Source organism: Brevundimonas sp. (assembly GCF_041648055.1).
Lineage (GTDB): Bacteria > Pseudomonadota > Alphaproteobacteria > Caulobacterales > Caulobacteraceae > Brevundimonas.
Genome location: NZ_JBAZPS010000014.1, coordinates 1 through 12497, shown reverse-complemented (window position 1 = coordinate 12497; position 12497 = coordinate 1). Strand labels below are relative to the sequence as shown.

The window sequence follows — 12497 nt, the reverse complement described above, 5'->3', positions numbered from 1 at the left end:
GCGTAGCTAGCGCAATCGCGCCCAGAAAGCTGCATGGGTTGCCGATGTATATGCCGACCTTGAAGATAGCTGTGACGAAAATCGCTGACGGCACGCTGCGGGTGCTCGACGCTATCGGCCGCGCTCTCTAGAGCTTCGGCATGACCCGACAATGGACCATCGACGCCTTCGCCGATCAGGTTTTCCTGGGCAACCCGGCTTGCGTCGTCGAGCCTCTCGCGGCGTGGCCGGCTGATGCCGCGCTCCAGGCCGTTGCGCGCGAGAACAATCAGTCCGAGACCGCCTTTCTGCGCCTGACCGGCAAGCCATCGCACTATGATCTCCGCTGGTTCACACCTTCGATGGAGGTGGATCTTTGCGGGCACGCGACCCTGGCAGCAGCCAGTGTTCTGCTGCACGAGCTGGCCTTGGATGCAGCACAGGTGACGTTTTCTACCCGGTCCGGCGCGCTGACGGTTCGGCGTCACGAGGGCGGCTACGAGATGGATTTCCCGGCCAATCCGCCGCGACGCCTGCAGACTCACCCAGGTCTGGCCGAGGCGCTGGGGGTCGAGCCGGTCGAGATCTGGGCCGGGCGGTATCTCGTCGCGATCCTGGATAGTGAAGTTGCAGTCAGGCGACTGGCCCCGGATATTGATTCCGTCTCCAGGCTGACGGCCCATGCGGAAGAGGCGGGGCAGGTGGTCGTCTGTGCCTTGTCTGACACGCCGGGTGTTGATGTGATCGACCGCTTCTTCGCGCCGGGATGCGGCATTGATGAGGATCCCGCTACCGGTTCCGCGCACTGCATTCTGGCGCCTCTGTTTGCCGAGCGATTGGGCCGGACCCGGCTGTCGTTTTACCAAGCCTACCCGGAACGGGGAGGCAGGATTGAAACTGAAGTTGCGGGCTCCAGAGTTCTTATTCGCGGCAGAGCCGTGACGGTGATTGAAAGTCGCTGGCGCAGCCCCCTTCTCGAGGTAGGTCCATCAAGTGGCACGACGTCACGCTGAACCAAGGCGAAGGCCGAGGATGTGAGGATCGGCAGAGGCCTGATCCGGCGCGTCAGTTGTTGAACGCCTCTGACACGCGGCCGTCATCACGCTATTATCAGCGCGATCATCATCCCGGCGACAAAGAGGAACAGACCAGATGGCACTGACAGGACGCGCCCTGCGATCGACAGTTCAGGAAGACGGCACTCTGAAGCTTTCGCTGGAGCCGCTGGTCATTGGCGATCTCGGGCCGGACGAAATTGTAGTCAGGGTGGAGGCTGCTCCGATCAATCCCAGCGATCTGGGGTTGTTGCTCGGACCGGCCGATGTCAGCTCAATGCGCGTCGCGGATAAGTCCGACGGCCCGGAACTGGTGTTCGATATTCCAGAGCCGCGTCGAGCGGGGCTCGCGGTCCGCATCGGAAAATCGTTGGCTGTGGGCAATGAGGGCGCGGGGACCGTTGTGGCAGCAGGCTCTGACGGTCAGGACTGGATCGGTCGCCGGGTGGGATTGATCGGCGGCGGCATGTACGCTGACCTGCGAAAGATCAGAACACGCGACGCTCTGGCGCTGCCAGACGGGGTCACACCCGCACAGGGCGCGGCACTGACCGTCAACCCGATGACGGCGCTGGGGTTCGTAGAGACCGCACGCGCAGAGGGTCATTCGGCAATCGTTCACACCGCAGCGGCATCCAGCCTCGGTCGGATGCTGCAGCGGATCTGCACGAGCGACGGTATGGGGCTGGTCAATGTGGTGCGGTCTGAGGAACAGGTTGCGCTAATGCGGGATATTGGCGCGACCCACGTGCTGAACAGCCGCGATGACGACTTCCGCCACAAATTGATCGAGGCGATCACCGAGACCGGCGCGACGGTGGCGTTCGACGCCATCGGAGGCGGATCGCTGGGAAGTGACATCATGCGGGCCATGGAAAAGTCGGCCGCCCAGAGGATGACTGATTACAGCCCCTACGGGTCCGCCACCTTCAAGCAGCTTTATATTTATGGAGCTCTCGATCTTTCTCCCACGACCCTGGACCGTCTGCAGTTCGGCTTCCAATGGAGCGTAGCGGGCTGGCTTCTGACGCCCTTCCTGCAGAAAGCCGGTCCAGAGACCGTCGCCCGACTCAGAAAGCGGGTGTTCGACGAGCTGACCTCCACGTTTGCCACGCACTACACGCGCACGATCGGACTGGCCGAAGCGCTCGATCCGGCGGTGGTGAAGGCCTACGAGCGCAAGGCGACCGGAGAGAAGTTTCTCATTGATCCAACCCTCAACTGAGGCTCGGGCGAGACCTGCCAGTTGCCGAGGCACCGGTAGGTCGTCACCCGATCTTTGCTGCGCCCGCCGCTCCCCCAACTCGCAGAACCGATGTTGAATGTCTGACCTGCCGCCACTCATCGTTACTGCGGCCCTGGATGACGGGGCGTTCGCCTGGTTTGAGGACTTGCGCCAGTCGCACTTCCCGCGTCTTCGCAACAAGGTGCCCGCCCACCTGACCCTCTTTCACGCTCTACCCGGCGAACATGAGCGTGAGGTAGCCCGGACTCTCAAGGCGGCCTGCCAAAGGCGATCTGCCTTTCCGCTGGACGTTCGAGGCCCATGGTCCCTCGGTCGCGGGGTGGCCTACAAGCTTGCATCGTCCGACCTGGAAGGGTTGCGCAAAGAGCTGGCCGAATCCTTTTCACCGTGGCTGACGCGCCAGGACAGCTCACCGTACCGACCGCACATCACCGTCCAGAACAAGGTAGAACCCGACGAGGCTCGCCTGCTGCTCGAGACGCTGCAGCTCGAGTTCGAGCCGTTTCAGATCTTCGCTGAAGGCCTGATGCTCTGGCGTTATCTGGGAGGACCTTGGGCGCTGGTTGAGCGATTTGAGTTCGAAGCGCCCTGAACCCTGAAGTAGCTTTGAGGCTCAGAAGAGCGGGCTGTGGTCACCGGTCATGAACGTTTGTGCCGACAGAGCTCGCCTGTCGAACAGCCTCATAGGCATGGGTGAAATTGGACAGGGTCTCTGGTGTGAGGCCTGCAAGGTTGATGCGTCCGGAGGGCGCGCAGTAGATCGCATGGGTCTCGCGCAGGCGTGCCACCTGACCCGGAGTCAGAGGTAGCGAAACGAACATGCCGTGATGACCGTCGAGCGCGGCGAGGTTGGTCGCTTGGCTCGCCAGGGCCTTCCGCATGCCAGCCAGACGCTGGCGCATCGTCTCAAGCTCGGCCTCCCATTGGGCGCTCAAGGCTGCATCCTGGAGAATGACGCGGACGACAGCAGCCCCGTGATCCGGGGGCATGGCCCAGCTCGCTCCTGCCAGGGCAAGGATGTTGGAGGCCGCGTTCGCCAGATGAAGGGGATCCCGCGCGAGGACAAACAGGGCACCTGTGCGCTCCCGGTAAAGTCCAAAATTCTTGTCGCAGGAGTAGGCCACCAAGGCTTCCGGGGCCGCCTCGAGGACGCGACGCATGCCGGCGGTATCCGGTTCGAGCCCCCTGCCCAGACCCTGGTAGGCCAGGTCGATAAGGGGGATTAGTCCTCGTCTCTCGATCAGCCTGGCCAAAGTGGCCCACTGATCAAGGCTAGGGTCGGCCCCGGTGGGATTGTGGCAGCAAGCCTGCAGCAGAACCGCATCGCCGGGGCGGGCGGTCTCGAGCGCCGCCATCGTCGCATCGAAATCTGCGGTCTGTGTCGTGGCGTCGAAACAGCCGTATCGCTCCAGGCGGAGCCCGGCGGCCTGGAAGATCTGCGGATGGTTCGGCCAGGTCGGATCGCCGATGAACACCCGCGCACCCGGCCGGCCCGAGGCCAGAAGATCCGCAGCAAGGCGCAGGGCACCTGTGCCTCCCGGGGTCTGGGCACCGAACACTCCCGCCGTTCCCCGAGAGCCGAAGATGATCGGCTTCAGGGCGTCCAGAAACCCGACATCTCCCTGGGGACCGAGGTAGGACTTGGTGTCCTGCATCTCTAAAAGGTGCCTCTCCGCCGCCTTGACGGCACCGAAGACGGGGGTTCGCCCGTGCTGGTCACGATAGACCCCGACGCCGAGATCCAGCTTGTGCGGCCGGGCGTCGGCCCGGCAGGCTCCAATCAGAGCCAGCAGTCCGTCCGGTTCATGGGGTGACAGCCCGCCAAATACGGACTGCGAAGCCGCATCGGTCATGTCTGGACCTCGCCAACGTGAGCGACGAACGAGGGGCTGACCGACTGGACCTCGGTCCCCGTGCGGCGGAACCCGCTCTGACTGCGCCAGATCAGCTGGGCGGCAAGTCCCACCGTGACGGCCGCGGCGAACCCGGCCGAGAATGGGGCGGTGGCTTCGATGGGGTCTGGCACGGGGACGTCAGGATGGATGGCGCTGGTCAAGATGCCCCCTTTGCGGGTTATGAGGTCTCGGTCGCCTGCCTGGCTTCCTCCTCTGCAAGGCTGATCAGTTCGCCTGCGAGATCGGGATCCTCGCTGGAGCAAACCCCCAGGATCAGGGCGCTGTCGCAGTCCTTGCAGACGTAGGCGTGGCTCATGGAGCTATCGAGATAGATGCCCTGTCCGGCCTGAAGGACGACGGGGGTGTAAAACTCCAGATGGACCTCGATCGCGCCCTCCAGAACGAAGACGAACTCCTCGCCCTTGTGCCGCACCGCGTCGCCGAAGGTGCCGATGTCCCCGGTACGGACGCGGGTCATGATGGGGACCATCCGCTTCTGGCGAAGATCGGCGCAGAGATATTCGTAGTCGTAGTTCGGCGTCGCGATGTGGACGGAGTTGCCCGTCGTGGTCAGGCTTCGCCGGCCCATGACCTGTGAAGCTGACGCCGTCTCGCCCGCAGGCTCGCCCTGGGCCAGGAACTCGGTCATGGTCAGGCCCAGCCTGGCGGTAAACTGTTGCAGCTTGTCGTAGGTCAGCGACAGCTTGTCTGTCTCGACCTTGGCCAGGGTCGACAGGGGTATGCCGACGACCGCACTCATCTCGCGCAGGGTCCAGCCGTTGCGTTGCCGGACGATCCTGATGAGGCTGCCCAGGGTACCGCTGTCGTTCGCCATCATGTCCTGCCCTTCCGGCCCCGGGCCGGGTCATGCGCGCCGAGGCTCCCGACTGGCCACGACCTCGATCTCCACGCGAGCATCCGGTAGCACGAGCTGAGAAATCACGCACGAGCGGGCGGGGAACGGGGCCGGAAGGCGTTGCGCATAGACAGCGTTGAAGGCGGCGAAGTCTGCAGGATCCGTCAGCCAGATCGTCGTCTTGATCACATGGTCGAGCCCCAGGCCGGCCTCTTCCAGAATAGACTGGATCGCGTCGAAGGTGACTTCGGTCTGGGTCGTGATGTCTCCCTCGACCCGGCCACCGACCAGTGCCAGTTGCCCCGACACGAAAACGAGCCCGCCGGTCTCGAGTGCGGGTGAAAGGGGGATCGTCGCCCCGCCCGGGCCGATCAGGGGTTTGCCGTGGATTTTCACAGAGCGACCTTTCTCATTTTGGCCGTGTCGCGAAAGCGGCGGGGGGACAGATCAGCGGCGCTGACACCTTCGGCGGCGATATCGGCTGGAACCTCGCCCCCGCACGCCAGGGCGGCGGCCAGGCGCGCCCACGCCGGGGCGGTCTGGATGCCGTAGCCGCCTTGGCCAACCGACCAGAACAGGCCGCTGATCTCGGGATCGAAGCCAATGACGGGTTCACGATCCGGCGCAAAGGTGCGCAGGCCTGCCCAGCTGTGATTGACGCGCTCAACCTCGAGCGCGAGCGCCGACTGCACCCGGTCCACGCCTATGGCGATGTCGAGCTCTTCGGGCTGGACATCGCAGGCCTCGACGAGCGTCTCGTCAGCCGGTGATATCAGGAGTTTGCCCGCATCCGGCTTGAAGTAAAACTGTTCCTCGACATCGATCACGGCGGGCCAGGCGGCGATGTCGGTTCCGGTCGGAGGATCGACGAGGACAGCGGTGCGACGCAGCGGCTGAAGGCCCAGGGCCTGCGCACCCACACTGGTCCCGACCAGGTCTCCCCACGCTCCGGCGGCATTGACCAGTACCGGGGCGGTAATGGCCTGTGCGCCCAGGTCGACCATCCACATGCCGCCCGTCCGCTGGATCGTGGGGTCGCCGACATCGGTCAGCAGGCTGGCACCGCGCGCCCGGGCACCACGAAGAAAGCCCTGGTGCAGGGCATCGACGTCTATGTCCTGGGCATCCTGATCGAGTGCCGCTGCGGCCACATAGTCCGGCTTGAGGAGAGGAATGGACTGCAGGGTGCTGGTGACATCGACCATGCCGATCGTGCCGCCAGAGCGGCGAATGTCGCCTATCATCGCCTCAAGAAGATCCAGTTGATCGGTACGCGCGATGTACAGGGCACCGCGCGGTGTGAGCAGGCGGCCTTGTGCAAACCCTCCGGGGGGCGCCGAGAAGAAGTTCCGGCTGGCCCTTGTCAGGGCACGGACGGCACGCCCTCCATAACTGGGAGCGAACAGGGCGGCCGAGCGGCCAGTGGCATGATGGCCCGGCAAGGGCTCGCGTTCGATCAGGCAGACTCGCGCGGTGTCGGCTAGCTCGTAGGCGACCGAAGCACCGGCCATACCCGCGCCCACAACGATGAAGTCGTATTCCATTGCGCTCCGGTACCCCAGAAGAAGACAGGCTTTCGGCAGAGCCGGAGAGCGCGTCCAGGTTCGCAAATCCTGAACCAGCAATATCGTCTATAGCAAGAGACTTTTTCTCTTGACAGAAAAATGACGTGACTGATTGTGGTCTGACATATTCGAGGGGATCCACCATGACGAATGCCTGTCGTATCCATCGCACGCGTATCGGGCTTGCGACCCTCATGGCCTCGACGGCGCTGTGCGCCGCGCCGGCACTTGCCCAGAGCGCGCCACCGCCAGACGACGTCTCGGTTCTGGGAGACATCATCGTCACGGCGCAGAAACGGGAGGAGCGGGCCAGCGAAACCCCCCTGTCCCTGTCGGTCCTGACGGGAGAGGCCCTGCAAGCGACCGGCGCAACCCAGTTGGCGGATTTCGCAGCCACCGTGCCTGGCCTGTCCTTCACCACCAATGGCGTAGGGCAGGGCCAAATCAACCTGCGGGGCGTGACGACCGGCCTGAACGTCGGGTCCACGGTGGGCATTTATGTCGACGAAGTGCCCTACGGTTCCAGCACCTCTTTCGCCGGTGCCGCCCAACTGGCGCTGGATGTCGGACTGTTCGACCTGGACCGGGTGGAGGTCCTGCGCGGTCCGCAAGGTACCCTCTACGGTGCCAGCACGATGGGCGGACTGCTGAAATACGTCACCCAACGGCCTGATCCGAGCCGTTTCAGCGGCGGGCTGCGGGGAGGGGTCTCGACAACGGCGCATGGCGGCATTGGCTATGACCTCGCCGGTGCCGTGAACACGCCGTTTGCTGGCGATATGGCAGCCCTAAGGCTGAACGGCTTCTATACCCGCGACGGCGGCTTTGTGGACAACCGACAGACCGGCGAGGAGGACGTCAACCAGTCGGATGTCTACGGCGGACGTGCCGATGTCGTGTTCAATCCTACGGATGCCCTGTCGATCCGCCTGACGGGTTTTGCTCAGGAAATCAGGCGCGATGGCTCTGGCTCGGTCGACTTCGTCGGTGCGACAAACGAACCTGTCGATGGCGAGTACGACCAGCGGCGCTTTGCCGAACCTTTCGACCAGTCGTTCCGGCTGGCCAGCGCCGTGGTCGATTACGATTTCGGACCCATGCAACTCACCTCGGTCACCAGCTACCAAACCAGCGATGCCGATTACGTCACCGATGTCTCGGCCCTCTATGTGCCTTTGCTGGGCGGGTTCGGCCTGTCGCTCGGGTCAACGCTTCTGGTCAAGGCCGTTGAAACCGAGAAATTCACTCAGGAAGCCAGACTGGCGGGCAGCGTCGGTGCGTTCGACTGGATCGTCGGAGGCTTCTACACCCGCGAAGACAGTTTCCAGCTGCAGACCCTGCCCGCGACGGATCCCACCGGGGCTCCCTTTCCGCTGAACCTGCTCACGGCGGAGCTTCCAAGTCTCTATGAGGAAGTGGCCGCGTTCGGAACGGTGACATGGCATGTGACCGACCGTCTCGACCTGTCCGGGGGGCTGCGGTACGCGACCAATGACCAGACCTATGAACAGAACGCCTCGGGCTTGCTGGGTGGGCCCGCCCCGAAGCGCAGTTCCGACGAGACCGTCACGACCTATCTGGCCAATGCGCGCTATCGTCTGACGGACCGGTCCATTGCTTATCTGCGCTATGCCACCGGCTATCGTCCCGGCGGGCCCAATATGGTGCTCAACGACCCGGTGACGGGAGATCCGCTCGCCCCTCCGACGTTCGCAGCCGACAGCCTGGACAGCTACGAGGCGGGCTACAAGGCCAGCACCGCCGACGGCCGCTTCAGCATTGACGCCGGCGTCTACTATATCGACTGGCAGGATCTGCAGATCGTGGCGCTGCGCAATGGTGTGGGCGTCGTGGCCAATGCCAGTTCCGCAGCCATCAAGGGGGCGGAGCTCACCATCACCACGAGACCCACCGCCGCCCTGTCGCTGGTCGCCGCTGTCAGCCTGCTGGACGCCCAGCTCGACGCCGATTCGCCGGATCTTGGCGGTCTCAAGGGGGACAGCCTGCCGGACAGCCCCGACCTTACGCTTGCTGTCTCGGCGGATTATGGGTTCACCCTGGGTGGCTACGATGCCGACCTGGGAGGTACCGTGCGCTATGTGGATGACCGCGTATCCAGCTTCGACATGAGCGCCGGTACCCCTCAGCATACCCTGCCGGACTATACGACCGTCGATCTGCGCGCCGGTATCGACTTCAGCGGTTTCAGGGCGCAGCTCTATGTGCGCAATCTCTTCGACACCTTTGGCGAGCTGTCCGCCCAGACCAGCTTCTCCGTCGCAGGCGGGCCGATCCAGATTACACCCCTGCGGCCCCGGACCGTCGGCCTGACCGTCACCAAGCGCTTCTAGTCCCCTGGAATGTCCTGATGCCTGACACTGCTGCCACCCCATCGGTCGATGCCGCCAGGATAGACGCGCTCTTCGCCGCGTATGATTCCTGCCATGCGCCTGGGGTCGCGGTCGGGATCGCGATCGGTGGGCGGCCCATCTATCGCAGGGCTTTCGGGCTGGCGAACATCGAGTTGGGCCAGACGCTGTCGCCCGGCATTCGCATGCGGATCGGTTCGACGACCAAACATTTCGCAGCCCTGGCCTATATGCTGCTGGTCGAGGACGGTCTGGCGTCACTCGACGATCCCGTGCGTAGACACATTCCGGAGATGTCGCCCGCCGTCGCCGACGGTGTGACCATGCGCCAGCTGATGAGCCATACCAGCGGCCTGCGCTGTTCGCTGGACCTCTCCATGCAGCTTAACGGGCTGGGGCATTTCATGTCGCATCCGGACACGCTGGATCTGTTTGCAGCCCAGGACACCGTGAACTTCGCGCCGGGGACATCCTGGTCGTATAACAACGGAGGATACACGGCGCTGAGCGTCGCGATCGAGCGGCTGACGGGACAGCGGCTCGAGGATGTGCTGCGCGAGCGGATCTTCCAGCCTGTCGGCATGCACGACACCCTGCTGCGTCGGGTCGACAGCGACTTCGTACCCAACAGCGCGACCCTGCACATGCTGGGAAGGGATGGCAGCTTCACCCGGGACTATCTGGGGATGGAGGTCAGCGGCGAGGGCGGCATGGTTTCCACCGTCGACGACATGCTGCGCTGGATGGCCCACATGGACCATCCTGTGGTCGGAACGCCCGAAACCTGGGCGGCCATGAAGACCCCTTATGTCCTCGAGAACGGCTATTCGACGCGATATGCCCTGGGCCTGTCCGTTGGCGGCTACCGCGGCCAGACCACCATCGAGCACGGCGGCACGGTGATGGGGGGCGGCTGCCAGATGATCAAGGCCGTGGAAGCCGGCCTGGACATCATCGTCATCGCCAACCGGGCCGGCGTGGACGCAATGAGCCTGGCGGACCGGATCATAGACTCCTGCGTTCCTGATCTCGGACCGCCGCTGGATGACCTGCCGGGGGTCAATGTCAGCGGCCTCTACTATGCTGAGGCGACAGGCTCGACCCTGCATCTTCTGGAACACGAAGGTCGCCAACTCATCGGCATGGGCGGTGCCACCATCCCAGCCCGGCGCGACGCTGAAGGCCGACTGCACTCCAGCTACCGGATTTTCGATGCCGTGGTCGAGGCTCCGGCCGGCGAAAGTCAGCCGGACCAGTTGACCTATCGACAGTGGGGGCAGGGGGAGGTGCTGACGCGCCTGGAGCCGGGCCTCAAGCCCGACATCACCGACCGTGACGGCGTATACTCTTCCGCCGCCACCGGCACGACGGCCTTGCTGGAGGTCGCGGAAGACGCTGCGCTGCTCACCTTCGAAGGCCGCTGGCACAGCGTCCGCTATCGGCTGGATCATGTGGGCGGGCCGCTTTGGCGGGTGGTGTCCCTCGATATGGCGCATTTCGGCCTGGGCGGGTTTCTGGAGTTTGATCCCGACGGCGCGGGCTTCGCCTTCAGTGCTGGCCGCACCCGGCGTCTTCGCTTCGAGCGTGGGCCGCTGGCACAGACGGCTGGCAAGCTGGCGCAGAGACCGGCCGACGCATGACACACAGGCCGGAATTGTTTTGTCGTCGTGTGCCAGAGGGGGCTGACCTGTCGTCGCGGGTCAGCTTTTGCTTCCGGCGCGGCGCATGATCCGTCATCCACTCCGGGTGTTCGTGGGGTCCCTGTCCCATGAGACCAACAGCTTTTCCCCGCTGCCGACCAGCCTCAGGGCCTTCGAAGCCGATCTGTTGCACAGGGCAGGGGATCCAGCGACCCTGGCCCAGGCCATGGCCTTTCCCGCCTATGGCGACGCCATAGAGGCGGGAAGGGCGCGTGGACACGAGATCATTGCCGGTCTGTGTGCCTGGACACAGCCGTCCGGCCCGCTGCCGGGCCCAGTGTATGAACGGCTACGCGACGAACTGCTGGCTGACCTGTCCGCGGCGGGCGCGGTAGACCTCGTCATCCTGGTTCTGCACGGCGCCATGATGTCCGACGACCATGACGACTGCGAGGGAGATATCCTTGCCCGGGCCCGCGCCCTGGTCGGTCCAGGCATTCCCATCGGGGCCGTGCTCGACCTGCATGGCAATCTGACGGCACAGATGATCGACAGCGCGACCGTCGTGATCGGATGCAAGGAGTATCCGCACACGGATTACAGGGCGCGGGTGGATGAACTCTATGATCTTCTGGAGCGGACGGCGCGCGGCGAGATCGCGCCGCGTTCCGTCTTTCGTCGGGGGCCGGTCGTCGGTCCGATCGGCACGACGGAAGATCCGATGCGTACGTTTGTCCAGAGCCTGACACAGCGCGAGGGTAGTGACGGCATCCTGTCCGTCTCCATGATGCATGGCTTCCCGTGGTCGGACAGTGCGGACACAGGCACTGCGTCACTGGTGGTCCATGACGGCTCCCGTGCTGATCTGGCCGTGGCTGCCGCAGAGGATGTGCTGGGCAGGTTCGTCGAGATCAGCGCGGCGATGTCGGCGGGCCGTACGCGCGGTATCGACCAGGTGCTGGACGAGGCGGAGCAGTTGCATCCGTCCACCGGTCCGGTGGTCATAGCGGACGGCGCAGACAACCCAGGCGGGGGTGCTGCCTGCGACAGCACCTTCGTCCTCAGGGCCCTAATCGAACGCGGCATCGGCGATGCAGCCCTCGGAATGATCTGGGACCCTCAGGCTGCATTGATTGCCGCAGACGCCGGCGTCGGCGCACGCCTGCCCCTTCGCATCGGCGGCAAGGTCGGCCCCATGTCCGGGGCCCCGATCGACGCCGAAGTGGAAGTCCTGGCGGTCCGTCACGACGCGCGCCAGAAAGGGCTGACCGGAACGCTGAGCGAGCCGCTGGGCCTTGCCGTCGCCGTCCGAGTCGGAGGGATCGAGGTGGTGCTCAACTCCATCCGCCAGCAGGTCTTTTCCCCGGAGTGCTTTACGGCTCTGGGTATCGACCTGTCCCGCAAGCGACTGGTCGTGGTCAAATCGACCCAGCACTTCAAGGCTGCGTTTGCGCCGGTTGCCGGGGCGGTTCTGTACTGCAACGCACCCGGCTCACTGAACATGGACTTGTCCGCTCTTCCATACACGAAGCTCGTCCTGCCAGTCCGAAGCGCCGAGACGCGCGGTCGAGCCGATCCCGGCATCAAGAGAGGGTAATCTGCAGAGGGTGCTACACAATCGCCCGTGATCGACAGGATCCCTGTGGACATTTCGCGTTTGGCGGTATCCGGCGGTTGACACGTTTGGAGCGGGTCACTACATCCCCGCTTCTTCCGAAGGGGGCGGCCGAGAGCCGCGTCTGCAAACACTAATATAAATAAGTGTTTGACATGGAATACCGGGGCGACTACATCGCCGCCTCCGCCGCTCACCGGCGCTAAACAGTGGGGCCGGTTTTTCCGGTCTTGGTCTTTGAAATCGTTGATCTGGAAAGAGAAACGCAGGCGGCGGT

At 64.3% G+C, this 12497-nt stretch carries 11 protein-coding genes; 6 read left to right on the top strand and 5 right to left on the bottom strand.

Going from position 1 to position 12497, the window contains the following annotated elements; all coding sequences use genetic code 11:
- Window positions 1–140 precede the first annotated feature (140 nt).
- The 3 genes from WC585_RS16210 (at window position 141) to WC585_RS16200 (ending at window position 2872) form a co-directional block, all read left to right on the top strand.
- On the top strand, window positions 141–992 hold the full coding sequence (locus WC585_RS16210) for a PhzF family phenazine biosynthesis protein (RefSeq protein WP_373258937.1): 852 nt from the start codon (window positions 141–143) through the stop codon (window positions 990–992).
- 139 nt (window positions 993–1131) lie between these two features.
- Window positions 1132–2259 carry a zinc-binding dehydrogenase gene (locus WC585_RS16205; RefSeq protein ID WP_373258936.1) on the top strand — a complete coding sequence of 376 codons (1128 nt, stop codon included), beginning with the start codon at window positions 1132–1134 and terminating at the stop codon, window positions 2257–2259.
- A 97-nt stretch (window positions 2260–2356) separates the two neighbouring features.
- Window positions 2357–2872, top strand: a complete 516-nt coding sequence (locus WC585_RS16200) for a 2'-5' RNA ligase family protein (protein WP_373258935.1) — start codon at window positions 2357–2359, stop codon at window positions 2870–2872.
- Window positions 2873–2912: 40 nt separating this feature from the next.
- On the opposite strand, the gene WC585_RS16195 is transcribed toward WC585_RS16200, so the two are convergent.
- The 5 genes from WC585_RS16195 to WC585_RS16175 are packed head-to-tail and all read right to left on the bottom strand — an operon-like array spanning window position 2913 to window position 6575.
- Window positions 2913–4133, bottom strand: coding sequence for an aromatic amino acid transaminase (locus tag WC585_RS16195; RefSeq protein WP_373258933.1), 1221 nt, complete (start codon window positions 4131–4133; stop codon window positions 2913–2915).
- Window positions 4130–4336: a hypothetical protein gene (locus tag WC585_RS16190; RefSeq protein WP_373258932.1), complete on the bottom strand. Its 207-nt coding sequence runs from the start codon at window positions 4334–4336 to the stop codon at window positions 4130–4132. The genes WC585_RS16195 and WC585_RS16190 overlap by 4 nt, the downstream gene beginning before the upstream one ends.
- 17 nt (window positions 4337–4353) lie before the next feature.
- Window positions 4354–5013, bottom strand: a complete 660-nt coding sequence (locus tag WC585_RS16185) for a helix-turn-helix domain-containing protein (protein ID WP_373258930.1) — start codon at window positions 5011–5013, stop codon at window positions 4354–4356.
- A gap of 27 nt (window positions 5014–5040) precedes the next feature.
- Window positions 5041–5427: a RidA family protein gene (locus WC585_RS16180; RefSeq protein ID WP_373258929.1), complete on the bottom strand. Its 387-nt coding sequence runs from the start codon at window positions 5425–5427 to the stop codon at window positions 5041–5043.
- Window positions 5424–6575: an NAD(P)/FAD-dependent oxidoreductase gene (locus tag WC585_RS16175; RefSeq protein WP_373258928.1), complete on the bottom strand. Its 1152-nt coding sequence runs from the start codon at window positions 6573–6575 to the stop codon at window positions 5424–5426. Before WC585_RS16175 ends, WC585_RS16180 begins: the two co-directional genes overlap by 4 nt.
- A 164-nt stretch (window positions 6576–6739) precedes the next feature.
- Here WC585_RS16175 and WC585_RS16170 point away from each other — a divergent pair, with 164 nt between their 5' ends.
- From WC585_RS16170 to WC585_RS16160, 3 genes are all read left to right on the top strand, one after another.
- Complete coding sequence (locus tag WC585_RS16170) at window positions 6740–8947, top strand: TonB-dependent receptor (protein ID WP_373258926.1); 2208 nt, start codon at window positions 6740–6742, stop codon at window positions 8945–8947.
- Between the two features lie 17 nt (window positions 8948–8964).
- Window positions 8965–10605 (top strand): serine hydrolase domain-containing protein, encoded by a 1641-nt coding sequence (locus WC585_RS16165; RefSeq protein ID WP_373258923.1) that lies wholly within the window; start codon window positions 8965–8967, stop codon window positions 10603–10605.
- A gap of 85 nt (window positions 10606–10690) precedes the next feature.
- Window positions 10691–12202 carry a M81 family metallopeptidase gene (locus tag WC585_RS16160; RefSeq protein WP_373258921.1) on the top strand — a complete coding sequence of 504 codons (1512 nt, stop codon included), beginning with the start codon at window positions 10691–10693 and terminating at the stop codon, window positions 12200–12202.
- Window positions 12203–12497 lie beyond the last annotated feature (295 nt).